The 23,397-nt window shown below is 42.7% G+C and carries 22 protein-coding genes; 9 read left to right on the plus strand and 13 right to left on the minus strand.

Going from position 1 to position 23,397, the window contains the following annotated elements; all coding sequences use genetic code 11:
* Positions 1-159: 159 nt before the first annotated feature.
* Positions 160-1,104 (minus strand): ABC transporter substrate-binding protein, encoded by a 945-nt coding sequence (locus ACEWB7_RS13260; protein ID WP_312307625.1) that lies wholly within the window; start codon positions 1,102-1,104, stop codon positions 160-162.
* 113 nt (positions 1,105-1,217) lie between these two features.
* Positions 1,218-1,835 (minus strand): rhomboid family intramembrane serine protease, encoded by a 618-nt coding sequence (locus tag ACEWB7_RS13265; RefSeq protein WP_004783040.1) that lies wholly within the window; start codon positions 1,833-1,835, stop codon positions 1,218-1,220.
* Positions 1,836-1,993: 158 nt separating this feature from the next.
* On the opposite strand from ACEWB7_RS13265, the gene nfuA reads away from it, so the two are divergent.
* A complete protein-coding gene (nfuA, locus tag ACEWB7_RS13270; protein ID WP_004783039.1) occupies positions 1,994-2,632 on the plus strand; it encodes a Fe-S biogenesis protein NfuA in 639 nt (212 codons plus the stop codon).
* 175 nt (positions 2,633-2,807) lie between these two features.
* On the plus strand, positions 2,808-4,874 hold the full coding sequence (locus ACEWB7_RS13275) for a TonB-dependent receptor domain-containing protein (protein WP_312318992.1): 2,067 nt from the start codon (positions 2,808-2,810) through the stop codon (positions 4,872-4,874).
* A 39-nt stretch (positions 4,875-4,913) separates the two neighbouring features.
* Here ACEWB7_RS13275 and ACEWB7_RS13280 read toward each other — a convergent pair whose 3' ends face one another.
* On the minus strand, positions 4,914-5,921 hold the full coding sequence (locus ACEWB7_RS13280; RefSeq protein ID WP_312318994.1) for a hypothetical protein: 1,008 nt from the start codon (positions 5,919-5,921) through the stop codon (positions 4,914-4,916).
* A gap of 14 nt (positions 5,922-5,935) precedes the next feature.
* Positions 5,936-6,973, minus strand: coding sequence for an alpha/beta fold hydrolase (locus tag ACEWB7_RS13285; RefSeq protein WP_180033964.1), 1,038 nt, complete (start codon positions 6,971-6,973; stop codon positions 5,936-5,938).
* Between the two features lie 308 nt (positions 6,974-7,281).
* Between ACEWB7_RS13285 and ACEWB7_RS13290 the strand changes: the two genes are divergently transcribed.
* Complete coding sequence (locus ACEWB7_RS13290) at positions 7,282-7,896, plus strand: carbonic anhydrase (protein WP_175967045.1); 615 nt, start codon at positions 7,282-7,284, stop codon at positions 7,894-7,896.
* A 34-nt stretch (positions 7,897-7,930) separates the two neighbouring features.
* Here ACEWB7_RS13290 and ACEWB7_RS13295 read toward each other — a convergent pair whose 3' ends face one another.
* Positions 7,931-8,560, minus strand: a complete 630-nt coding sequence (locus ACEWB7_RS13295) for an arylesterase (protein ID WP_312318997.1) — start codon at positions 8,558-8,560, stop codon at positions 7,931-7,933.
* Between the two features lie 11 nt (positions 8,561-8,571).
* Between ACEWB7_RS13295 and ACEWB7_RS13300 the strand changes: the two genes are divergently transcribed.
* Positions 8,572-9,297 carry an ABC transporter ATP-binding protein gene (locus ACEWB7_RS13300; RefSeq protein ID WP_312318999.1) on the plus strand — a complete coding sequence of 242 codons (726 nt, stop codon included), beginning with the start codon at positions 8,572-8,574 and terminating at the stop codon, positions 9,295-9,297.
* Position 9,298: 1 nt separating this feature from the next.
* On the plus strand, positions 9,299-11,794 hold the full coding sequence (locus tag ACEWB7_RS13305; protein ID WP_312319001.1) for an ABC transporter permease: 2,496 nt from the start codon (positions 9,299-9,301) through the stop codon (positions 11,792-11,794).
* A gap of 3 nt (positions 11,795-11,797) precedes the next feature.
* Here ACEWB7_RS13305 and ACEWB7_RS13310 read toward each other — a convergent pair whose 3' ends face one another.
* Positions 11,798-12,628: a rhomboid family intramembrane serine protease gene (locus tag ACEWB7_RS13310; RefSeq protein ID WP_411580894.1), complete on the minus strand. Its 831-nt coding sequence runs from the start codon at positions 12,626-12,628 to the stop codon at positions 11,798-11,800.
* Between the two features lie 77 nt (positions 12,629-12,705).
* On the opposite strand from ACEWB7_RS13310, the gene mtgA reads away from it, so the two are divergent.
* Both mtgA and ppk1 read left to right on the plus strand, forming a co-directional pair.
* A complete protein-coding gene (gene mtgA, locus ACEWB7_RS13315) occupies positions 12,706-13,380 on the plus strand; it encodes a monofunctional biosynthetic peptidoglycan transglycosylase (RefSeq protein ID WP_262738811.1) in 675 nt (224 codons plus the stop codon).
* A gap of 111 nt (positions 13,381-13,491) precedes the next feature.
* Entirely contained in the window at positions 13,492-15,573 is a 2,082-nt protein-coding gene (gene ppk1, locus ACEWB7_RS13320; RefSeq protein ID WP_262738812.1) for a polyphosphate kinase 1, read from the plus strand.
* 48 nt (positions 15,574-15,621) lie between these two features.
* Here ppk1 and ACEWB7_RS13325 read toward each other — a convergent pair whose 3' ends face one another.
* The 6 genes from ACEWB7_RS13325 to rubA form a co-directional block, all read right to left on the minus strand.
* Positions 15,622-15,942 carry a hypothetical protein gene (locus tag ACEWB7_RS13325; protein ID WP_262738813.1) on the minus strand — a complete coding sequence of 107 codons (321 nt, stop codon included), beginning with the start codon at positions 15,940-15,942 and terminating at the stop codon, positions 15,622-15,624.
* Between the two features lie 138 nt (positions 15,943-16,080).
* On the minus strand, positions 16,081-16,218 hold the full coding sequence (locus ACEWB7_RS13330) for a hypothetical protein (RefSeq protein WP_249365089.1): 138 nt from the start codon (positions 16,216-16,218) through the stop codon (positions 16,081-16,083).
* 231 nt (positions 16,219-16,449) lie between these two features.
* Positions 16,450-17,358 carry a LysR family transcriptional regulator OxyR gene (oxyR, locus tag ACEWB7_RS13335; RefSeq protein WP_411580895.1) on the minus strand — a complete coding sequence of 303 codons (909 nt, stop codon included), beginning with the start codon at positions 17,356-17,358 and terminating at the stop codon, positions 16,450-16,452.
* A 13-nt stretch (positions 17,359-17,371) separates the two neighbouring features.
* Positions 17,372-18,310 carry an esterase EstB gene (gene estB / locus ACEWB7_RS13340; protein WP_034704187.1) on the minus strand — a complete coding sequence of 313 codons (939 nt, stop codon included), beginning with the start codon at positions 18,308-18,310 and terminating at the stop codon, positions 17,372-17,374.
* A 57-nt stretch (positions 18,311-18,367) separates the two neighbouring features.
* Complete coding sequence (gene rubB, locus ACEWB7_RS13345; RefSeq protein WP_034704190.1) at positions 18,368-19,546, minus strand: rubredoxin reductase RubB; 1,179 nt, start codon at positions 19,544-19,546, stop codon at positions 18,368-18,370.
* 88 nt (positions 19,547-19,634) lie between these two features.
* Positions 19,635-19,799: a rubredoxin RubA gene (rubA, locus tag ACEWB7_RS13350; protein WP_004783011.1), complete on the minus strand. Its 165-nt coding sequence runs from the start codon at positions 19,797-19,799 to the stop codon at positions 19,635-19,637.
* A 478-nt stretch (positions 19,800-20,277) separates the two neighbouring features.
* On the opposite strand from rubA, the gene ACEWB7_RS13355 reads away from it, so the two are divergent.
* Positions 20,278-20,820 (plus strand): adenine phosphoribosyltransferase, encoded by a 543-nt coding sequence (locus tag ACEWB7_RS13355; RefSeq protein WP_004783009.1) that lies wholly within the window; start codon positions 20,278-20,280, stop codon positions 20,818-20,820.
* A 39-nt stretch (positions 20,821-20,859) separates the two neighbouring features.
* Here the strand turns inward: ACEWB7_RS13355 and ACEWB7_RS13360 are convergent, their stop codons facing one another.
* Positions 20,860-21,354 (minus strand): YqiA/YcfP family alpha/beta fold hydrolase, encoded by a 495-nt coding sequence (locus ACEWB7_RS13360; protein WP_034704192.1) that lies wholly within the window; start codon positions 21,352-21,354, stop codon positions 20,860-20,862.
* A gap of 386 nt (positions 21,355-21,740) precedes the next feature.
* On the opposite strand from ACEWB7_RS13360, the gene lysS reads away from it, so the two are divergent.
* Positions 21,741-23,267: a lysine--tRNA ligase gene (gene lysS / locus ACEWB7_RS13365; protein WP_034704199.1), complete on the plus strand. Its 1,527-nt coding sequence runs from the start codon at positions 21,741-21,743 to the stop codon at positions 23,265-23,267.
* The last annotated feature ends 130 nt before the right edge of the window (positions 23,268-23,397 follow it).

A 23,397-nucleotide genomic window follows, 5' to 3' on the forward strand; every position in this document is an offset into this window, starting at 1 on the left:
ATAATTCAAGTGAATTTGTTTGAAAGAAGAACTTTAAAAGCTTTATTTTCACCCGATAAAATACCCATAAAACAAGAGGAAGCTCATTTGAGCTTCCTCTTGTGAAAAATTGTGGGACAGCAATGGCTTGAAGCTTCCTTTTTATTAATGGGTTAAAAATTAATTCGCTGTGCCTTTGATCAGTTCTTCCAGCATGAAAGCGGTATTGTCCAAACCCGCACCAGTGATGTACCAAGCATCAGCATTCAAATAGATCACTTTTTTCTCTGCCAAGGCTTTGGCATTTTTTAGGGCAGGGTGTTTCTGAATATTATCCTGAGCGGTGTATTTCTGGGTATTCACCGCACCACGATCCAGGACAATGATGTAATCAGGATTCTTCTCAACGGCTGCTGTAATACGCTGAACATTTTTCTCCGCTGCTTTCAATGCTTCCGGAGAGCCGGCTTCTGGACGGGGTGCATTAGACTGTTCAGATGGATCCAAGACTGGTTTAAAACCTGCTAATTCATAAACAAAGCCAAAACGGTCATTTTCTGCATGTGGCATAAAGTTTTCACCAACCGCAAACAACATCAGTGCAGTTTTGTCTTCAGTTTGCTTTTTAAGCTGTTGCTGCAGCGTTGCAATTTTACCGAGCTTTTCAGTAGCAATTTTCTCTTTACCAAATGCACGAGCCAAGACATGGGTACGTTCCGTCAGATCGACAATATATTGGCTAGTATCTGGAGAAAGGTCTAAAGTCGGAGCAATACCTTTAACTGCCTCGGCTTTAGAAGCCGAACGGCCACCGACAATAATCAGGTCGGGTTTAGCAGCTTTTAGTACATTGAGATCCGGTTCAAACAGAGAACCAGCTTTGGTGAATTTGTCCTGCTGGTATTTGCTTAAGTTGCCTGCAAAGCTTGCAGAAGGCACCAGCTGAGCTTCAAGCCCTAGTGTATTCAAGATATCCAGTGCCGAAAGGTCATATACTGCGATCTTTTTCGGGTTTTTTTTGAGTTGAATATTTTGGTTTTTATAGTCGAAAGTGACCTGTGCAGAAACTGTAAAGGAAGTCGTCAGTCCTAATATTGTGGCAAATGCTAAAGTCTTAAATTTCATGTTTATTCCTCTAAATTCGCGACAAGATTAGCATAATTGTTAGAAATGAAAATCATTTTCATATGTGAATTATTAAAAAAGGGATAATGGCTATCCCTTAACCATTCAAAACTTTAGAAGGGGATTTGAGTCAGTTTATTCAGGAAATGCGGAATAAGTCGTGGCTCCAGAATAATCGTCATCACCACACCATAAGCCGCACCCCAAAGATGGGCACTGTGATTAATATTGCTGTTGCCGCGTTTGCCCGACCAGATGCTATAGGCCACATATAAAACAGCAAAAATAATCGCAGGGACTGGAATAAAGAACACGAAAATCAATTTCCATGGTTCAAACAGAATGTAAGCGAACAAAACCGCGGATACTGCTCCCGAAGCACCTAAGCTGGCCCAGCGCGCATCATTTTTATGTTTCAGATAACTTGGCAAAATTGCTGCAACCAGACCACCAAGATAAAACAGGATAAAGCCCAGATCATATAAATACTGCCGATAAAAACTTTCAATAATGCTGCCGAAAAAGAACAGCGTGATCATATTGAACAGTAAATGCGTGCCATCTGCATGGATAAAACCATGGGTAATGAAACGGTCATATTGACCACGTTGCATGGCAGGCGGCCAGAAAATCAGACGATTCATTACCGTTTCTTTTGAAAAAGCAATAAAAGAAACAATACAGGTGATCAGAATAATAGTGACAGTATGATTAAAAGGTAAATCAAGCATATAAGTAATTCTGGTTCTATCTATTTGACAATGATCATGCCATTAAAACAAATCTAAAGTGCGACTTTTATAATAAATCCGACAATTTTAGTTGAATTTTTATAATTACCCCGCATCTTCAGTTAAAATAGCAGCTTCAGCTTGAGGAAATTATTGTTATGTCGACTGAGAACAGCAACACTCCGGTTGCAGAAGAAATTCCAAATCTTTTGATTACACCGACAGCACAAGAGTATTTAAAGGATCTATTGGACAAACAGAATACACCAGGTATTGGTGTACGTGTGTTTGTAGAAAATCCGGGTACACCGCGCGCTGAATGTTGCATGGCTTATAGTGCACCTGATGAGGTTGTACCTACAGACTATAAGCAGGAATATCCAGATTTTCCGGCCTATATTGACTCTCCGTCAATTCCATACTTGCTAGATGCAGTTATTGACTACAATAAAGACCGTTTTGGTGGTCAGCTGACTTTCCGTGCACCAAACTCTAAAGTGCCACGCGTCGGTCCTGATGCCTCTGTAGAAGAACGTATTACTTATGTGCTTCAGTCAGAAATTAACCCAGGTCTGGCAGGTCATGGTGGTAACTGTGCACTGGTTGAAGTGGTTGAAGATCCTGAGCATGGCTTAACTGCGGTTCTTAAATTTGGTGGTGGTTGTCAGGGTTGTTCAGCAATTGATGTGACTTTAAAACAAGGCGTTGAAACGACCTTGAAACAGCATATTCCTGAATTGGCACGTGTGGTTGACCAAACTGACCATACCCAAGCTGAAGGTGCTTATTTCAAATAAGTCTCTAATAAAATTAGCTTGTAAGAAATACCTCGAATGCTCGGGGTATTTTTTTATCTAGATTTAATAATGATAATAATTATCAGTACTAATTGTATTTATAGTTACATTTGATACAATGCGTGACAATTTCAACATGATTTCTTCATCAAAATGACTTTGGGGCGTATAAAGCATGACTAAGCCATTCATAAAATCGACTATAGTTTTTGCTGTATTTACAGCGATGACGGGTAATACATTTGCAGTAGAAGAAACAGCTGTTCCGCAAGCTGAAGCAACAAAACTGCAAACGATTGTGGTGACTGCAACAGGCTATGAGCAGGATCTTGCTAAAGCGCCAGCATCCATTACAGTGATTGATCGTGAAGAATTAGATAAACGCGAATATAACGATATTACGGATGTATTACGTAATGCCCCAGGGGTAGTAGTTTCAGGTGCGGGATCTGCACAGACCATTAGTATCCGCGGGATGAGCTCAAACTACACTTTGTTCCTGGTAGATGGTAAACGTCAATATGGCAAGGATGTGAACCCGAATGGTGATGATGGCGGTTTTGAAAAAAATATTCTGCCACCGATTGCTGCCATTGAGCGTATTGAAATTATCCGTGGTCCTGCTTCAACGCTATACGGTTCAGATGCGATGGGTGGGGTAGTCAATATCATTACCAAAAAAGTATCGGATGAATGGTCTGGGAATGTTGAATTAGGAACCATCGTTCAGGACAGTAACCGTTCAGGTGACATTAAAAATGGTTCTGCCTATCTGACAGGCCCTTTAATTGCAGATAAGCTTGGCTTGCAACTGGCAGTTAATAAACAAGAACGTACAGAAGATAATTATGTGGGCGGTTTCCGTGGAACAGAACGTGAAAGCTTAAATTCACGTCTGACCTATGCAATTAATGATGATCATGATGTACAGCTTGAAGCCAATTTTGTTCAGCAGGAATCGACGACATCAGTAGGAAAAACGGTAGAGCCAGTTCAAGGGGCAGAAGACTCTTTCTCGCGTAATTACCGTAATGTTTATTCAGTGACACATAATGGCCGTTATAGCGATAATTTGGACAGCTCATCCTATATTCAGTATGAAAATTCAAAGAACCCAGATCGTGGCAATACCGAGCTGGGGACTAAAGGAATCACGCTGGATACCTGGACGGCGAACAGTCAGTGGAACTGGTTATTAGGCGATCATACCTTGTCCTTCGGAGGATATTTCAAGGATGAAAAACTGGTCGATAAAGCAACGAACCGTAATCCAAATGCGCCTGAATTTAGTGAGCTCACACGCTGGTCTGCTGCTGCCTTCCTCGAAGATACCTGGAGTATGACGGATCGTTTCGATTTAACGGCTGGCTTACGTTATGACCACGATGAAAACTATAGCGGCCATTTATCACCACGACTTTATGGCGTCTATTCTGTGAATGATAATTTCGTTGTAAAAGGCGGTGTAGCAACCGGTTATAAACAGCCTGATATCCGTGCAGCTACTGAAGGCTTCTATAGCGTGACGGGTGGTGGCGGTTCGCCATTACCGACAGGTCGTGGCATTATCCGTGCCAATCCGGACTTGGAACCTGAATCAAGCGTGTCGACTGAATTAGGTTTCAACTGGAAAAATGATTATATCAATACCTCGCTTACAGGCTTTATCACCAAATATGAAGACCGGATTACGGAAGTTCGTGCCTGTGAAACCGATACTGACGGTACAACCACAAACCGTAATAACTGGCAGAACTGGAGCTGTTTCGAAGGGGATATTCCATTCTACTTTATCAGTGAGCGGATTAACGTCGATAAAGCAGAAATTCGCGGTGTAGAAGCTACTGTAGAAGCTGACCTGAATGATTACACGACTTTAACTGCCAACTATACCTATACCAATTCAGAGTTTAAATCGGGTGATTTTAAAGGTCAGCCACTGAACCAGATGCCGGAACATATGTTTAATATCGGCGTGGATTATGATTTAAATGATGCACTGAATGTATGGAGCCGTTTGCACTATCGTTCTGAAACCTCAGCGTACTTGAGCCGTACTTCTATGGCTGAACCTAATCCTGGTTATCAGTTTGTAGATGTCGGTTTTAACTACAAATTTAGCCCGAATTTAACAGGTAAATTTGGCGTATATAATGTTCTTGATGAAAAAGCTGAAGATATTGATGGCGATCAGCTTTTGGATGGCCGTCGTTACGGTATCAGCTTGAATGCTAAATTCTAAAAATAACTAATAGAAAAAGCCGCTTTGAAGCGGCTTTTTTTAGTCTTCAATCTTTAAAATTTTTAAGGTATTTTCAGCATAATAGAATTTTTCCAGATAGGCACGGGCACGTTCACGCAAATAGCCCTGATGAATCATCTGCTGAATAATCGGTGCCAGCAATTCATTCAGTTCATGTTGAATCAATGCTTCATCAATATTTAAATCACGCAATAACTGGTCAAAGGTATGTTCCTGATTGCGTACATACCAGGTATAAATCCCGTCATGCAGTTGCTGCTGCATATATTCTGTCTGACGCATATGATCCCAGATCTCGTGCCCTAAACTTACCGTCTGGTTCAGATCCTGGGTTTCAATATAGTTTTTGAGCACAGAAAGTGGCATGTCTTTGATCTTATGCCAGAGATTGGCCTGAAAATGGTACAGCTTGTCATCATCAAAGTGCTGGTTCAGCACATGCTCACTCATTTGGCTGAGTTTTAAAATATTTTTTTGCAAATAACGGGCAACTGTATTGTCCAGACTGGAATCCGTAACATTTTCCAGAACAGATTTGCCCATTTTCATGAAGCGGGAAACGCCCGGAACACTCTTGGCAATCACAGAATTATCCAGATAATCCTGAATCGAATGCTGGATCAGTTGCGTAATCATGGCTGAAAAAGCAGGATTATTCACCACCGCTTTGATTAGGCGCTGACGATGACCACTTTTGCTGGCCACATATTGTGCAATTTTATCAATGGTCAGTACCGGAATGACATCTGCAATTTTGGTTGTATCATTGGCTGGATGAACCAATGCGAACCGGATATGTTCGGCAATCTGCTCAATCAGAAAAGAACTGGCAGCAGTATCCAGAATCTGCTTTTGTAGTAGCTGATTGATCAGTTCACAGCTCCACAGATCTTTAAGCGACTGCTTGCGCAACCAGAGATAAAACTCATGAAACTCGCTTTGAATGGTTTCAGATTGAGAAAATACCTGATCAAGAAAATCAAGTTGAGCATCAATCAACTGCTCAATCATCGGGTGTTTCTGCATAACTTCTCTGAAACTTAATTGAAAGGAATGAGTTTATCAGCAAGTGGATTTTTTAGGGTCTGTGTCTTGGCCAGGAAAGGCAAATAATGTTGGGCAACCTGTTTCTCTGCTTCCAGAATCGGCATATGACCAACATTATTTAAAATTACCGGAGTTTCAGCACGTTTCAATAAAGAATATAGCTCTTTCACCACTTCGACATTAATAATTCGATCCTGTTTTCCCCATAAAATTAAAGTCGGGGCTTCCACTGTACGGGTCAGACGGGCAAAGGTATCAGGCGTATACAGCCGGTTGAGCATTACCACCTGATCAATCGATTTGCTGGTTTGTTCCGAACGGGCAATCAACAGTTTTTCCTGCGCATGTCTTAACTGGTAAGGCATCGCTGGTGGATTCTGCATCAGCTGTTTGGAGACATCTTCCAGATCGCCCGGTTTACTGACAATCAGATCTTTGAGCGCATGTGGGTCTTTGGTATAAGGCGTATTGCCCATTTTATAGATGCCGGCACTATTTACTAGAAACAGGCTTTGGGTATCGAAAGGGTATTGGGATGCATAAACTGTCGCAATTGAGCCGCCCAAAGAATGACCGGCCACATGCAGATTCTTTTCAATCTTCAGGGTTTCGACAAAAGCACGTAATTGCGAAGTGACATTGGGTACAGACAAGTCAAAATCTGCTGGAATCCGGGTATCGCCATTGCTCGGCAAATCCGGAATGATGACATGATAATACGGAGTCAAAAACTGGGCGACACGATTCCAATTGTCGCGTGTGCCTGCTAGGCCATGAATCAGGATAATCGAGGGTTTGTTTTTTGCACCGCCTTCGCTATAACTCCAAGTCACATCCCCGACTTTCAAGGTTTTGGATTGTAGACCCGCCTGGATGCGTTGCTGGCTCAGGTAAAGCTGTAAAACTTCGGCAGATTTGGCTTTCGGTGGCGTAAACAGATATTGGCTATGGCTCAGGCTAGATAGGCTAAGACCCAGAGCGACTAAAGTGGAATAGATAATTTTTGAGCGCAATTTTATTATTTTCTTCATTAGCACTGTCCCCTGAAAAAACTGAGCAAAAACGCTCAAAATACTTCCGTGTTATCGATTTGCAATTTATAGATGAATCAAATCGTAATCTTTCACTTATTTTAAAGCATTCCTTAATATTGTACATCTGTTAATTATTAGCTTGAGCAGAAAAACTGCTCAAAAAACGTGATGAATTTCACAGAAAAATTCCCAGAACAAGAAATCATCAAAGCGCTAAAAATTTTACAGCTAATTTTTTTTGCAAGTGACATTCAAAAAATCTAGCAGTAAGATATTCCCACTAAAAACATCGATGGTAAAAAAGAATGCTCACAGCTCAGGAAGCTATAGATCGTCTTAAAAAGGGTAACCAGCGCTTTGTCAATGGTGAAACGCAGCATTTAAAATTATTATCGCATCAGCAACGTGCTGAAATGGCAGAAAGTCAGGAACCATTTGCTATTGTTTTAGGATGTTCAGATTCACGTGTACCTGCAGAAATGGTCTTTGACCAGGGTCTGGGTGATCTGTTTGTCATTCGGGTAGCAGGTAATATTGTTGCACCGTCTCAGGTCGGCAGTGTCGAGTTCGCAGCAGAAAGCTTTGGCTGTCCGATTGTGATTGTCTTGGGTCATACGCATTGTGGCGCTATTCATTCAACCATTGAAGCATTAACCAATCCAGCAACACCGCCATCTGCAAATCTGATGTCAATCGTGAACCGTGTACGTCCATCAGTTGAAATTCTAATGCAGACTGAACTGAAAGATGACCTGAATAAATTATCTAAACATGCAGTGCGCTCCAATGTGTTTGCTTCAGTAAACCAGTTACGTCATGGTTCTGCAGTTCTGGAAAGCCTGATTGCTAAAGGTAAGCTACAGGTGGTTGGTGCAGAATATTCACTTGAAACCGGTGAAGTAACTTTCTTTGACTTCTAAGGAAACTTTAAGATTTGATTCAGTTAAAGGCGCCTTAGAGGGCGCCTTTAATATAAGGATAAGCATTATTTAATAAAATAGACTGGGCTTTGGTGTTGGGATGAATCTGATCCTGTTGCATCAGACTTTTATTACCAGCGACGCCTTGCATAAAGAAGGGTAGTAGTTTGACCTTATACTGCTGACTGACCACCTTATAGTTATTTTCAAAAGCCTTACTATATGCCTGGCCATAATTTGGTGGCATTTTCATTCCAAAAACAACCACATTCGCCTTGGCTTTCTGACTTTGTTGTACCAGAGCTGCTAAATTTTTTTGAATCATTTGGGGTGGCTGTCCACGCAGGCCATCATTCCCGCCAAGCTCAATCACCACAATATCTGGACGGTGCGTCTGTAGCAGTTTCGGCAGCCTTGCCAAGGCACCACTGGTGGTTTCACCGCTCACACTTGCATTGACCACTTTATGCTGTTTCGGATAGTGTTGGTCCAAACGCTTTTGTAATAAATGTACCCAACCTTGCTGTGGTTGCATGCCATAACCAGCACTTATACTGTCACCCACAATCATAATGGTCTTTGCCGACAGACTAAAAGGAATCAGGCACAGTCCAAAGAATACCAGGCAAGGCAATACACGATTTTTCTGATTTAGATCTTTCATATAGGACACGTATGATTCAAAGCAGCAACGATTCGACCATCATGCCACAAGCGATTATTTCTGCCCAGAAATTGACACAAAAGATACAACTTTCACAAAAACAACTGACTATTTTTGAAGATCTTTCGCTGGAAATTTTGACTGGAGAACAGGTCGCCATTACTGGGCGTTCCGGTTCAGGAAAGTCAACTTTACTGGGCATTTTGGCCACTTTGGATCAGGCTAGTTCCGGGCAGTTAACGGTTTGTGGAGAGCTGGTATCGAACTTGAATGAAGAACAGCGTGCTTTAGTCCGGCTAAAAAATATTGGCTTTGTATTTCAGTCTTTCCAGCTTTTACCTCATCTTACGGCACTTGAAAATGTCATGCTGCCTTTACGTTTACAGCCAGATTTTAAATATAGCCATGCCGAACAAAAGGCGCTGGCATTGCTACAAAAGGTCGGATTAGACCGTCAGGCTCAGCAAACACCGAAAGTACTGTCGGGTGGGGAGCAGCAACGTGTCGCCATTGCCCGCGCGTTGGTCAGTGAACCCAAAATCATTTTTGCTGATGAACCGACAGGTAATCTGGACGGGGAAACTGCCCAAGAAATCGAACAGCTGCTCTTTCAGTTAAATCGCGAATTAGGCACCACGCTGGTTCTGGTTACCCATGATCCTGATCTGGCCCAACAATGCCAGCGTCATTTTGAACTGGTCAATGGTCAGCTGATTGAACATGCGAGTGGAGGCTGATATGCAGCATCTTTTTCGTCCTTTACTCAGACAAAGTTTTAATACGACAGGGATTTATCTGCTAATCATCGCGCTGACCTTAGCGATTAGTGCCACAACGGCACTAAAGTTCAGTAATGAACAGATTCAGAATGCCGTTGCTTTACAGGCAGCTGAAATGCTGGCGGGAGATTTGGTACTTTCTGATAATGAGCCGCTAGCTCAGGAATGGCGTGATCAGGCCAGGCAGCTCGATTTACAGCAATCTGAAGTCACATTTTTCAGTACGATGGCTTATACCAATGATCAGTTTGTCATGGTCAATGTTAAGGCTATTGATCAGGCTTTTCCTTTACGAGGAGAGCTACGGGTTCAGCCTGCAGCAGATAAAATCCAAGCGGGGGAAATCTGGCTGAGTTCACGGGCCATGGATCTGCTCAAGGTCAAACTGGGTGATGAACTGAATATCGCCGATGCCAAATTTAAGGTTACTGCAAAAATTGAGCAGGATTCTAATCAGGAGCTGGGTTTTTCTGGCTTTTCGCCGACTGTGATTATTGCTCAGTCAGAAGTGGCGCGCACCAATGCGATTCAGGTCGGTAGCCGGATTGATTACCGTTTATTAATGGCAGGCAATCCAGCCGATACCCGGCAATATGAAACCTGGTTCAAGCAGAAGATAAAATCTGAAAATGGGACTTCAGATGAAGTAGAGGCTGAGGTTGAGGGACAAGAACTGGAACAGCAGGGCAGTCTACGCTTGCGTAATGCCAGCGAAGGCAATACCCGTTTAATGAAACCAATTGCCAATCTGGATACTTTTCTGCAACTGGCGAATATTCTCACCATTTTATTATGCGGGATTGCCATTGCTTTAACCGCACAACGTTATGTACAGCAGAACCAGGATCATATTGCCCTGATGCGTTGTATTGGCGCGACCAAAAATCAGATTCTAGCCGCTTATCTGGCTTTGCTGGGTTTAGTGCTTTTAATCGCCATGTTGATTGGTAGCGTGATAGGTGTTGCATTGGGTTATGGCTTGCTGCAGCTCATGCTACAGCTTATTCCAAACTTGCAGCTTGAGTTCTCTGCTACGGCGATGCTGCTGGGGCCCTTGCCAATTGCCATGCTGACCAGTGCAGTGGTGTTACTGGGCTTTGTCATGCCGAGTCTATTTCAACTCTTAAATACTCCTCCGATTCGGGTCATTCGTCAGCAGGAAAAATCCGTCCATTCGATGTTGTGGATGTTACTGACCGGAACCTTAAGTCTGATTATTTTCAGTGTGATTTTAACGGAAAATATCGTGCTGACAGCTTGGGTGATTGGGGCCATTATTCTGCTTTGCGCCGTACTGTATTTTACGGTCTGGAGTATTTTAAAACTGCTGCGTAATCTGAAATTCAATCTATCTGCCTATGTGCGGACACCGTATCAGACCGCTTTACAAATTACTGCTTTAGCCCTTGGACTCAGCTTGATCAGTGTGCTGGCTGTACTGCGTACAGATTTACTTGATCGATGGCAGCAACAGTTGCCGGAAGGGACACCCAACCAGTTTGTCTATGGTCTGCCGCCTTTTGATATGCCTGACTTAAAAGCTCAGTTAGAACAGAATGGCTGGAAAAGCACGCCGCTTTATCCCAATATTCGCGGGCGTCTGGTGGCGAAAAATGATCATCCTTTTGCTGCTGAACTGGTCAAAGAGAGTAATACCTTAAGACGTGAACTGAATCTGACTCAATCGGACCGCTATCCTCAGGATAATGTCATTGTGCAAGGGGAGGCAGGATTGAAACAGCCGGGTGAAGTTTCGGTCGAAGCCAATACTGCACAAGAGCTGGGCATCAAACTGGGGGATAAGCTCAGTTTTAGCTTGCCTGAAGGCATACTTGAGGCCAAGGTGGTGAACCTCAGAACAGTAGAGTGGGAAAGTTTTAGTCCAAACTTCTTCTTTATCTTTGCACCGAATACTATGGATGCCAATGCGGGCAGTTATCTGGGCAGTTTCTATGTACCGGAAACAGATAAAGATAAACTGGTGAATCTGGTTCAGCGGTTTTCCAATACGGTATTTATTGATGTCAGCCTGATTCTGGAAGAAATCAAACGGATTGTGAATGTACTGGTGCAGATCATTACCATTCTGGCTGTGCTGGTCAGCGTATCCGGTTTTCTGGTACTGATGGCCTGTCTAAACCTGCTCATGGATGAACGTAAACGTGAAGTGGCTTTGCTCCGGTCTTTTGGTAGTTCCAAACAGAAGCTGAAAACCATGATGAGTCTGGAAATCGGTTTTATCGGACTATTCGCCGGTATTGTTTCATGTCTGTTTGCAGAAGTGATCAGCGCCATTGCCAGCTATAAGATGGATCTGATCATCCAGCCTCATTGGGAAATCTGGGTTATCTTACCTGTGTTTATGACTGTGTTATGTACCTTGATTGGGCGTTATCGTCTGAGTTATCTTTCCGAAATTCCGCCCTTGCAAAGCCTGCGTGAGATGAATCAATAAGATTTATCTTGCAGGTTGATCCGCCAACTGCTGTTGTAGCATTTGTAAAATCTCTTGCCAGAGTGGGCGGATCGGTTCAAGCAAAGCCAGATTATATTGATACAGCACGATACAGGCAGCGACGCCGAGCAGTAAGGCAACCAGACTGACCAAACGGCCACGCTGCATTTTCTGACCAAGATACCAGAGCGCTGTTAGTCCGGCCCCCATGATCATGCCGCCAATATGTGCGGCATTGTTAATTCCGCTGATTATAAAGCCCATCGCCAGGTTAAGGCCCATGATCATTACGAGCGTTTTTTTATCCAGAATAAAAGGCTGACGGGGCAACATTGGCAGTAAAGATAGAACAGTCAGGGAGGCACCGAGACCCATGACTGCACCCGAAGCACCCGCACTAACACCCGGCAATAAGCCAGGATTGGCTACACCGCCTTCGATTAAGGCATAACTGTCCTGGATACTCATATAGCCACTGAGCAAACTACCCATCAGGCCGGCACAAATATAAAGACCTGTAAAATAGATCCGGCCAAAAATTTGTTCAGCAACACTACCAAAAATATACAGTGCCCACATATTCAACATCAGGTGAATTAAGCCAAAATGAAAAAACATGCTACTAAACAGGCGTATGGGTTCCGCTAAATACGTTAAAGGTGCATAATCTGCTCCCCAGCGAATGGCATCTGGAGAACTTGGCTGTGTGATATCCATCCCATTCAGAACCTGCCAGCCAAACAGGCCGACATTGATACAGATCAGGAGTGCGGTCATCCACCAGAGCTGCATTTCCAGTTTGCGATGTGTTGTTGGGGGAGAATATTCAGGCATGCTATTTTTTTGCTGTGATTGTATATTTCGAATAAGCTTAACACGAAAAATTGAATTTTCAGGAGTAACGCACTGACATGAAAGCCTTTCTGACCCGCACCCTTCTCGTGATTGTCAGTGTGATTCTACTTGTTCAACTGTGGATTTTTGCAAGTTTAGCCTGGTGGCGAACCAATCCGGTGAATACCACCATGATGATGCGGATCGATTATTGGACTGAACCCTCCAAACCCATTCAACATCAGTGGCGCCCTTATGATGAAATCAGTACCAATCTCAAGCGGGCGGTAGTGACGGCAGAAGATGGAAAATTCATGCACCATCATGGCTTTGACTGGGATGGTATTCAGACTGCACTCAGCCGTAACAAGAATGAAGGCCGTGTTGTGGCAGGAGGGTCAACCATTTCCCAGCAGCTGGCTAAAAACCTGTTCCTCGTCAACAAGCGTTCATTCCTGCGTAAAGGTCAGGAAGCTGTCGCGACCTGGATGATGGAACGCATGTGGTCTAAAGAGCGTATTCTGGAAGTGTATTTAAATTCGATTGAGTTTGGAGACAATATCTATGGAGCAGAAGCGGCAGCCAAACATTATTTTGGTAAGACTGCAGAGAGCCTGACTCGTGATCAGGCCATCTTCCTGGCAGCGATTCTCACCAATCCAAAATATTTTGAAGATCATCGTAATGCATCAGCCCTAAAAGCACGTAAAGGTATGATTCAGCGTTATATGCGCTATGCTGAAATCCCTTAAATAAAAATACCAAGATAAAGCCCAAATATTTGGGCTTTTTTTATGAAAATGTCATTAATTTGAAGCATACTAAAAGCAATAAGCAAGACTTGAAAATAGCGTAGGTTTGATATGAATACGGCAGCCAGTATGACTTCGGCACCAACCGAATATACTTATAATGATCGTTACATTAATCGTGAACTGTCTATTCTGGATTTCCATTTGCGAGTGCTGGAACAGGCGGTTGATCCATTGCATCCTTTGCTGGAACGCATGAATTTTCTACTGATCTTTTCACGTAATCTGGATGAGTTTTTTGAAATTCGTGTGGCTGGCGTCATGGAACAACTGGATTTGGGTAATGAAAGCCGCAGTCCGGATGGTTTAACACCAAAACAAGTATTAGAACAGATTGCCGAAACAGCGCATGCCGCCATTGAACGCCAGTACCGTATTTTAAATGAAGAGATTTTGCCTAAACTGCGTGAGGAAGATATCTGCTTCCTGCGCCGTGGAGAGCTAACACCGGCACAATCGGCCTGGGTGAAAAAATATTTTCAGGAACAGGTTGCTCCAGTTCTTACGCCTATTAGCCTTGATCCGGCACATCCATTCCCACGTCTGGTGAATAAATCCCTGAATTTTATTGTGACGCTCGAAGGGAAAGATGCCTTTGGCCGTCAGATTGATCTTGCGGTTGTTCCTGCGCCACGTTCATTGCCACGTGTTGTGCGTTTACCGGATGAACTGACTGATGGTAAAGAACATCATGTGATGTTATCCGCCATCATTCATGAACATGTGTCTGATCTGTTCCCGGGCATGACCGCGACGGGATGTTACCAATTCCGTGTCACCCGGAATGCCGATCTGGCCTTAAATGAAGATGTTGAAGACCTGGCCAAAGCCTTAAAAGGTGAACTGAGTTCACGCCGTTTTGGTCGTGCAGTCCGTCTGGAGGTGACTGAAAATTGTCCGCAGCATATTTATGAATATCTGCTGGAAGAATTTGATCTGGATGAAGAACAGCTCTATAAAGTGGCAGGACCGGTTAATCTGGCGCGGTTACTTTCCAACTTCAAACGTCCACATTTACGTTATGATTCACATACGCCAATTCTGCCTAAAGTACTGAAGAAATCTGAAAATGTTTTCAGTGCCATGCAGAAGCAGGATATTTTGCTACATCATCCATTTGAATCTTTTGCACCAGTGATTACGCTGTTACGTGAAGCAGCACGTGACCCTCAGGTACTGGCAATCAAGCAGACATTGTATCGTAGTGGTCCAGATTCCGAGATCGTGCAGGTGCTGGCAGAAGCGGCCCGTAACGGTAAGGAAGTGACTGCAGTCATCGAGCTGCGTGCTCGTTTTGATGAAGAATCCAATATTGCAGTTGCTAATGTACTGCAAGAGGCAGGGGCGGTCGTGGTCTATGGCATTGTCGGCTATAAAACCCATGCCAAAATGATTCTGGTGGTACGCCGAGAAAATAACAAGCTGGTGCGTTATGTACATCTGGGTACCGGGAATTATCATGCCGGCAATGCGCGAATTTATACCGACTATGGTCTCTTAACCACGGACAAGGATCTGTGTGAAGATGTGCATCGTATCTTTCAGGAATTGACCGGAATGGGGAAAATGGCCAAGCTGAAAAAGCTGCTCCATGCACCATTTACCTTGCATGCCCAGCTCATCAACTATATTGATAATGAAATTGCCAATGCCAAAGCGGGCAAGAAAGCCCAGATCATCGTGAAGGTCAATGCTTTAACTGAGCTGCAACTGATCAATAAACTGTATGAAGCTTCTCAAGCAGGTGTACAGATAGACCTAATTATCCGCTCGATTTGCTGTCTGCGTCCAGGCTTACCGGGACTTTCAGAGAATATCCGGGTACGTTCAATCGTCGGCCGTTTCCTTGAACATACACGCGTGTTTTATTTTAGCAATAATGGTAATTCTCGGATTTATTGCTCAAGCGCGGACTGGATGGACCGCAACCTGTTTAATCGTGTAGAAGCCTGTTTCCCGATTGAAGACGAAGCATTAAAGAAACGCATTTACCAGCAAGGTTTATTAAATTACCTGAAAGACAATCAGCAGGCCTGGTTGTTACAAGGAGATGGAACCTGGGTGCGTGCCCAAGTTGCAGAAGGTGAACAACCGCATAATGCACAGCGTACCTTGCTGGAAACCTTTAAATAACTCTATGCAAACTAAAAAGGCTGATAATTCAGCCTTTTTTATATTTTGTTAATTTTGAGAATGGATAAATGGATTCGCGAGTTTTTGATAGATTTTGCGAATAGCAGCATAAATCTGGTAATCGTGCAGACTTAATCTGTTTTGAATTTCGGCCAAAGTCAGGTCTTGGCTGAAATACTTTAAAATCTGTACTTCAGTCTGATTTAAAAAATGTATTTTTGTTTCCTGACTCACTAAATAACGGGCTAATTCAGGATGTAGGTCGGCACCACCTCGTAGGATGATTTTCAGGCCTGCTACTACTTTTGAAACAGGATGCGATGCAATCAGATATCGATCCACGCCAGATGACAAGAATAAATTAATCATTTCAGCTGAATCATCAGCTAAAACTACAATCAGATGAGGAATCTGGATTCGTGCTCGAATTGTATAAAGATTCTTGAGTTGGGCTTTCTCATGAATCTCATATAGCACTAGATTGGGAAGATACTGTTCAATATGGGATTAAGCACACAGATGATCGGTATAGGACAGCATATCCGGTTGATAACCGAGCTGTAGCAATGCAAGATCAAGATTGGAAGAGAGCGGTAGTGGATAAGGTTGCACCAATAATACGGGTGCGAGCAAAAATAAGGCCAAAGAAATCTTATCCCGAGAGTAATTAATATACGGATGTATTTTGGCTTAAATTATTCTTAATGCCAATCCCAAAAAATAGGGGTTTAATTTTTATATATTATAAATAGTTAAAGTTTAAAAATTGGTTTTCGGATAATTTTAATTGACTGAATTTATAAAAATTTACTTTATCAGAAGACACAGGCAATAAAAAAGGAGCAATCTAAGTGCTCCTTTTTTATTAGGGCTTAATTAAGCTGCATCGTGGGCAGTAATTTTTTGCAAAATTTGTACTAACACATCGAACTCGCTTTGTAGCGGTGTGCTCTTACGAGTGACCAGTGCCAGAGTACGGCTTGGCGCAGCATTGATTGGATTAATACGCAGATCCGGATTGGCTTTGATCATATTGGTATGCAGCGCAATTTCTGGCAACAAGGTAAAACCAAGATCAGCAGACACCATTTCGATCAACGTCGGTAATGAACTTGCTTTCAGGCGATGATCATTTTTACGCTCACCAATCGGGCAGGCACTCAATGCATGATCACGCAAGCAGTGACCTTCTTCCAACAGCATCAGGCGAGACAGATCCAGATCTTCCAGAGATTTGGCTTGAGCTGCATTCTGGTCAGATTTGTGATGCACCAGATACAGGTTCTCTTTGGCAATTTCAGCAACTTTCAGACTACGGGTATCGAAAGGCAGCGCTAGCACCACCATATCCAGATTACCATGCTCCAGTTTCTCTACAATTTTCTCACTTTGAGCTTCATTTAGATGTAGCTGGATTTTCGGTAGCTGCTGATGCACTTCATCCAGAAATTGTGACAGGATGAAAGGGGCAATGGTTGGAATAACGCCAAGATGCAGATCACCGGTTAATGGTTCACTCATTTCACGACTTAAACGCATTAAGTCCTGAGCATCAGCCAGTAGAACACGGGCACGTGCAACCACTTGTTCACCAAGCGGCGTTAAACGTACATTCTGGCGATCGCGTTCAACAAGAACGCCACCGAGTAAACGCTCCAGCTCCATAATACCGCCAGACAAAGTTGACTGGGTAACAAATGAGCGGCGAGCAGCTTCTGTAAAATGCAGCGTCTCAGACAGTGTTACGAGGTATGACAGCTGTCTTAGGGATGGTAATGCAGCCATAGTGTCCTAATGTTTATGATTTAAAATGATCAGCAAATAATTCGCTAAGATATGGAATAAAATGCGGAGGGATATCATGCCCCATTCCATCAATTAATTCAAATTTAGCCCCTGAAATTGCTTTTGCAACAGCCTTACCATGACTAGGAGGCAGCAATCTGTCACGAGCACCATGAACCACCAGGGTCTCTTGTTGGATTTGCTTGTCCAGTTGCAGCAATGAACCCGTACATAATATTGCTAAAAACTGTTGAAGTACACCCGCTGGATGGTAACTTCGCTTATATAACTTACGGGCGGTCTGAATCGCTTCCAGATGATTCACATAACCCGGCGAGCCAATAATATTAAACAGCTTCAAGCTATGATCGACAATGCCATCTTCATCTGTGGAAGCGGGTTTGTCAATTAAACTAAAGAGTTGCTTTGGAAAAGGCGGGGGTAACAGTGGCTGGTTATTACTGGTAAACAGTAAGCCCATTTTTTTAACTTTATCAGGATAACGTGCGGCCAGAATCTGGGCAATCATGCCGCCCATAGAGGCACCGAGCACATAGACCTGACCCAGTCCCATTTTTTCAATCAGAAGATGTACATCATCTGCCATATCATACAGTGTATAAGGCGCGCCCTGATTGCCTAAACCCAGTACAAAACGGCTCATCATTTTTAAGGTGTTTAAGCGAGGTCCTTTATGGTGAATCTTGGAAGATAAACCAATATCCCGGTTGTCAAAACGCACCAGATGATAGCCCTGATCAATGAGAGATTTACAGAAGAAGTCCGGCCAGTACAGCATCTGTGCCCCAAGCCCCATAATTAGCAGAATAGTCGGGTGTTCAGGATTTCCTCCGACTTCTACGTGCAATTCGATGCCATTGCCAAGATCGACCTTGGTTTCACGCATGAAAGCGGTATACGGAGAATGATTGAACTGCAGGGCACTATGCATGATATATTTCCTGATTAAAGGACATTTCGCTTAAAAAATGTCCTTTGTATTAAACATCTAAACTGTAGCTGGAATCAAGTCAGGAACCTGCTTGGTCAATGCCAGGCGTTGTTTGGCAGCAGTGGCACCAAGCAGGACAAAACCACGTAAAGTACCGCTGGCATCAAAGGCTTTGGCCAGCATACCGTCATCAAACTCTTCATTTTCCCAAGTTACTTCGACATCAACTGGAGCAGGAAGGACAGTCAATGGCGCAGCTGGTGTTTTGACCGCAACTGGCATCGCTGGATAATGAACTGCAGTATGTTCGCCATTCAATGTTTTAGACAGGGCACGGGCCTGCTGCATGATTGGCATGACATATGGTAAAAGCATTCCGTTTACTTCCGCACAGTCGCCTACTGCATAAATGTCGGGTTGATTGGTTTCTAGTTTTGTATTTGTCAGAATCCCGCGACTGGTATGAATATCGGCTTCTTTTGCGACAGAAATATTCGGCTGTAAGCCCACAGCAGACAGCACCACATCAGCAACTACCGACTGGCCATTGGCAAGTGTGACCAGATAATCACCATTTTCAACTTTAGAGACTTTTTCGACTGTTGTCCCCAGTACAAAATGAATGCCCGTCTCTTCAAGATTTTGCTGGAAAGCATCTGCGACATGAGCTGGTAATAAGCGACCTAAAGGCTGGGGTGCCAGATCAATCACGGTGACCTGATGATTAGTATGTTGCAAGTCATTGGCAAATTCACAGCCGATCAGGCCTGCGCCTAGAATCACCACACGTTTATCTTCACGGGCTGCCAGATTATGACGGAAAGCTTTATAGTCAGTCAGGTTATTCACCATATGAATATCGTCGCTCGCATCACCAGCAATGGCCAGGCGTACTGGATTGGCACCCACAGCCACCACCAATTTAGAATAATCCTGTGTGCTTTCCTGACCGTCTTTTTCTAAAGTTAGCTGATGTTGTTCAGGATGAATCACTTTGACCCAAGTGTTTTTTTCGATGCGCATTTTCAGCTGCGCTGACATTTTTTCTGCATCACCCAAAGGGATATGTTCTGGTGGTTTGTTTCCTGCTAAAGCATTAGAAAGCGTAGGTTTTGCATAATTAGTCGCATCATCAGCACAAATCATGACAAGTTCATGGTCTGGGTTGAGTTTGCGAAACTCACGAGCAACAGCATAGCCCGCCATGCCCGAACCAATGATGACGATAGGATGCATACGATTCTCCATGCTTTTTTAAATTAGTTTTTTTCAGGTATAAAGGACATAAAAAAGACCATTCAATATGGTCTTTAAAAGAACATGATTAGATTTCAATCATTTCAAAATCGACTTTAGAAACACCACAATCTGGACAAGTCCAGTCATCAGGAATATCTTCCCATTTGGTTCCAGGAACGATTCCGTCCTGAGGCCAACCTTCTGCCTCGTCATAAATCCATCCACAAACGATGCATTGATATTTTTTCATATAACTCTCCAAAACTGACCAACTGTAGCTGTCAGCTTAAAATCCACAAATGGCAAGACCCTAAAGAATATGACTTTTAATAGTAAACATATTTGGCTAAATTTTTACGCAGTTCTATTCATAAAGTAAAGCGAATAAAAGTTTAATCAGTGAAATTAACAGCAGAAAGGTCAGTCCCTAGGTATTTCATTACTAGAAATATATTTAAGGTTAGGCAAAGAGTTGTATTCTTAGTTTTATAAAACACGCTTCTGGCTTAGATTTTAAGTTGTAGACCAAAGTCGGGCAGAAAAAATGATTAAAATCAGTTAACTTAGACTTAGCCTAATCTTTATTAAATATTTTTTAAAATAAATTTATATATTTAAATCAATTGGTTATTATTATTTTCTGCTTTAATATTGCACAGTCGTTGTTGTTACACATTGTTAATTTAGTTTAAAATTCACCTATTCCTTTCCTTGTTTAAAGATCTCCCATGAGCAATTTGTCTACTTCTCTGTGGTCTCACATTCGTACTGTCCAGAATTTCCCAAAACCAGGCATTTGTTTCTTCGATTTGACTCCATTATTCATGAATAATCTGGGTCCATTAACTGATGCTCTGATTGCCAGCATTCCTGAAGAAAAGCTTGCTGAAGTAGACAGCTTTGTGGCAGTGGAAGCACGTGGTTTTGTGCTGGCAAGCCTGTTGGCGCAGCGTACTGGCAAAGGCTTATTACTGGTTCGTAAAGCAGGTAAATTGCCACCTCCAGTCGTAGGTGTAGGTTATAGCCTTGAATATGGTCTGGACCGTCTGGAAATGTCTGCAGAAGTTCAGGGACAAAAAGTGATTATTGTGGATGATGTACTGGCAACTGGCGGTACATTGAAAGCAGTTCATGAATTGGCTGAAAAATGTCAGCATCAGGTTCTAGGTGCGAGCATCTTCCTTGATCTGCCAGATTTACACGGTGAATTAGGTTTAGATATCTGGTCAGTACTTGATGATAAATCTCAGCCTGAAGCTGCAGTTGCTTAAGTCTGAATGATCAAAAAAGCCCCAACTATTGGGGCTTTTTTATTGCCGGATAAAATGATATTCAATTTCCTGAATCAGGTCGTTAATCTGTTCGGGATGTTCCAGACGATGATGACCACCTTCAATGGCATGAATTTGCATATAATCTTCAAGCTGTGCCTGTGCTGCATGCATATCCAAAATTTCATCGCCTAATTCCAGGTAGGCCATTTGCGGAATATCATGCTGCAAATCACTGTCACAAATCGCAGGATAATCATCGCGGAAATTTGGTTGCAAGCTAGGATTCGCGATCACACAAGGGATCTGATGAGCTTGTGACATTTTTAGCGCCCAATAACCGCCCAGACTATGTCCGACCAGAATATCCGGTTTAATGGTTTCAACCATTTCGTGGTAGAAATCAGCTACCGACTGGTAACTCAGATTGCGATAATCCACATCTATACAATATTTATGCATTGCATCAATTGCATGAAATTTCGTGGACTGTTTTGACGAATCCAAGCCATGAAAAAACAATATTTTAGACATATTTTTACTCATTTTTATCGGACATGGCAAAGTCGTGGTCAGGGTGTTAAAACACCACCTTCTAATATGGTCATTATTGTAAAACGTCTATTTCGAGGAAGCAGTTAGCTATTGGTCTAAGCTGATATGAGATATAAAGGCATAATTTGTGCAGAAGGTTGAGGTCTTGGACTTTCATCTAATAAAAGTTGGGCAATATTTTAAAAAACCAATCATAAAATTCGAAACTGAAAATAATGAAAATCATTTGTTTTTAAAAATTTCATATATCCAGAAATTTTTCTCAAGAAAAGCCACGTGTGGGAAGTCTTTACGCTACGATTTGATGCAGATTTCTGCTATTCTATGCAACTTCTATTTTTTAACTAATCTTATCCGAGGCAGAGATGACGCAAAATAACGCTCAATCGACTTCTGAACAAATCATTTCCGAAAACGATTTAATTGCACAGCGTCATGCCAAGTTAAAGCAGATTCAAGACCACGCAAAAGAAACTGGTGTTAGCCCATGGCCAAACACATTTAAACGTGAACATTATGCGCAAGATTTACAAGACCAGTTTGCTGATAAATCTAAAGAAGAAATTGAAGCTGGCGAACACGTTCATGTAAAAGTAGCAGGTCGTGTGATGTTGAACCGCGGTTCATTCATCGTGATTCAGGATATGACCGGTCGTATTCAGCTTTATGTTCCACGTAAAGAGCTTGAGCCAGAAGTACTTGCAACGATCAAAGGTCTGGATCTGGGCGATATCATTGCGGTTGAAGGTTATATTGGTCGTTCTGGTAAAGGCGACCTGTATGTTCATATCGAGCATTTTGAATTACTGACAAAATCATTACGTCCACTTCCAGACAAGTTCCATGGTTTGACTGATACTGAAGTGAAGTATCGTAAGCGTTATCTTGATCTGATCGTAAATGAAGAAACCCGTAAAACTTTTGAAGTTCGTGCCAAAGTTGTTGCCGGTATTCGTAGCTTCCTGAACGACAAACGTTTTATGGAAGTTGAAACCCCGATGATGCACGTAATTCCTGGTGGAGCATCTGCGCGTCCATTTGAAACGCATCATAATGCACTGGATATGCCGTTGTTCCTGCGTATTGCACCTGAGCTTTATTTGAAACGTCTGGTTGTGGGTGGTTTCGAGCGCGTATTCGAAATTAACCGTAACTTCCGTAATGAAGGTGTTTCTACTCGTCATAACCCTGAATTCACTATGATCGAATTCTACCAGGCGTATGCAGATTACAAAGACCTGATGGAATTGACAGAGCAAATGCTGGAAAAACTGGCAATTGATATTCTGGGTACCACTGATGTGCCTTATGGCGATGAAGTCTTTAGCTTCAAAGGACCATTTAAAAAGATCTCAATGTTTGACGCCATTCTTGAGCACAATCCACAGTTCACTCCAGAAAATGTCAATGACCGTGAGTTCCTGGCGAAATTCATTCAGGAAGAACTGAAAGAACAGGTAAAACCAGGTTTTGGTCTGGGTAAACTGCAAACCATCGTATTTGAAGAAACGGTAGAAACTCAACTACGTCAGCCTACATTCGTGACTGAATATCCAGCGGAAACTTCTCCACTAGCTCGCCGTAATGATCAAAATCCGCATATTACAGACCGTTTTGAATTCTTTATCGGTGGTCGTGAACTGGCAAATGGCTTCTCAGAATTAAATGACCCGATTGATCAGGCTGAACGCTTCCAGGCGCAGGTTGCTGAGAAAGATGCGGGTGATGATGAAGCAATGCACTATGATGCTGACTTCATTGAAGCTCTGGAATATGGTCTGCCTCCTACAGCAGGTGAAGGGATCGGTATTGACCGCCTGGTAATGATCTTTGCGAATGCACCAAGTATCCGTGATGTAATTTTATTCCCGCATATGCGTCATAAACACTAATGATGTCTTGTCCTGAAATAGATTGACAGTATTCCACTTCAAACCGAGTTAAGCAATTAGCTCGGTTTTAGTTTGCTCATACGTCTGATTCGGGGTGTTCATATTTAAACTTAAATGTGGTCTATAGCAA

Source organism: Acinetobacter sp. NIOH-H-8 (assembly GCF_046635365.1).
GTDB lineage: Bacteria > Pseudomonadota > Gammaproteobacteria > Pseudomonadales > Moraxellaceae > Acinetobacter.

Excerpts from the sequence above, each read along its gene's own strand:
- ACEWB7_RS13260 (WP_312307625.1), bottom strand. The coding sequence starts at position 1,104 with ATGAAATTTAAGACTTTAGCATTTGCCACAATATTAGGACTGACGACT.
- ACEWB7_RS13265 (WP_004783040.1), bottom strand. The coding sequence starts at position 1,835 with ATGCTTGATTTACCTTTTAATCATACTGTCACTATTATTCTGATCACC.
- nfuA (WP_004783039.1), top strand. The coding sequence starts at position 1,994 with ATGTCGACTGAGAACAGCAACACTCCGGTTGCAGAAGAAATTCCAAAT.
- ACEWB7_RS13275 (WP_312318992.1), top strand. The coding sequence starts at position 2,808 with ATGACTAAGCCATTCATAAAATCGACTATAGTTTTTGCTGTATTTACA.
- ACEWB7_RS13280 (WP_312318994.1), bottom strand. The coding sequence starts at position 5,921 with ATGCAGAAACACCCGATGATTGAGCAGTTGATTGATGCTCAACTTGAT.
- ACEWB7_RS13285 (WP_180033964.1), bottom strand. The coding sequence starts at position 6,973 with ATGAAGAAAATAATAAAATTGCGCTCAAAAATTATCTATTCCACTTTA.
- ACEWB7_RS13290 (WP_175967045.1), top strand. The coding sequence starts at position 7,282 with ATGCTCACAGCTCAGGAAGCTATAGATCGTCTTAAAAAGGGTAACCAG.
- ACEWB7_RS13295 (WP_312318997.1), bottom strand. The coding sequence starts at position 8,560 with ATGAAAGATCTAAATCAGAAAAATCGTGTATTGCCTTGCCTGGTATTC.
- ACEWB7_RS13300 (WP_312318999.1), top strand. The coding sequence starts at position 8,572 with ATGATTCAAAGCAGCAACGATTCGACCATCATGCCACAAGCGATTATT.
- ACEWB7_RS13305 (WP_312319001.1), top strand. The coding sequence starts at position 9,299 with ATGCAGCATCTTTTTCGTCCTTTACTCAGACAAAGTTTTAATACGACA.
- ACEWB7_RS13310 (WP_411580894.1), bottom strand. The coding sequence starts at position 12,628 with ATGCCTGAATATTCTCCCCCAACAACACATCGCAAACTGGAAATGCAG.
- mtgA (WP_262738811.1), top strand. The coding sequence starts at position 12,706 with ATGAAAGCCTTTCTGACCCGCACCCTTCTCGTGATTGTCAGTGTGATT.
- ppk1 (WP_262738812.1), top strand. The coding sequence starts at position 13,492 with ATGAATACGGCAGCCAGTATGACTTCGGCACCAACCGAATATACTTAT.
- ACEWB7_RS13325 (WP_262738813.1), bottom strand. The coding sequence starts at position 15,942 with ATGATTAATTTATTCTTGTCATCTGGCGTGGATCGATATCTGATTGCA.
- oxyR (WP_411580895.1), bottom strand. The coding sequence starts at position 17,358 with ATGGCTGCATTACCATCCCTAAGACAGCTGTCATACCTCGTAACACTG.
- estB (WP_034704187.1), bottom strand. The coding sequence starts at position 18,310 with ATGCATAGTGCCCTGCAGTTCAATCATTCTCCGTATACCGCTTTCATG.
- rubB (WP_034704190.1), bottom strand. The coding sequence starts at position 19,546 with ATGCATCCTATCGTCATCATTGGTTCGGGCATGGCGGGCTATGCTGTT.
- rubA (WP_004783011.1), bottom strand. The coding sequence starts at position 19,799 with ATGAAAAAATATCAATGCATCGTTTGTGGATGGATTTATGACGAGGCA.
- ACEWB7_RS13355 (WP_004783009.1), top strand. The coding sequence starts at position 20,278 with ATGAGCAATTTGTCTACTTCTCTGTGGTCTCACATTCGTACTGTCCAG.
- ACEWB7_RS13360 (WP_034704192.1), bottom strand. The coding sequence starts at position 21,354 with ATGTCTAAAATATTGTTTTTTCATGGCTTGGATTCGTCAAAACAGTCC.
- lysS (WP_034704199.1), top strand. The coding sequence starts at position 21,741 with ATGACGCAAAATAACGCTCAATCGACTTCTGAACAAATCATTTCCGAA.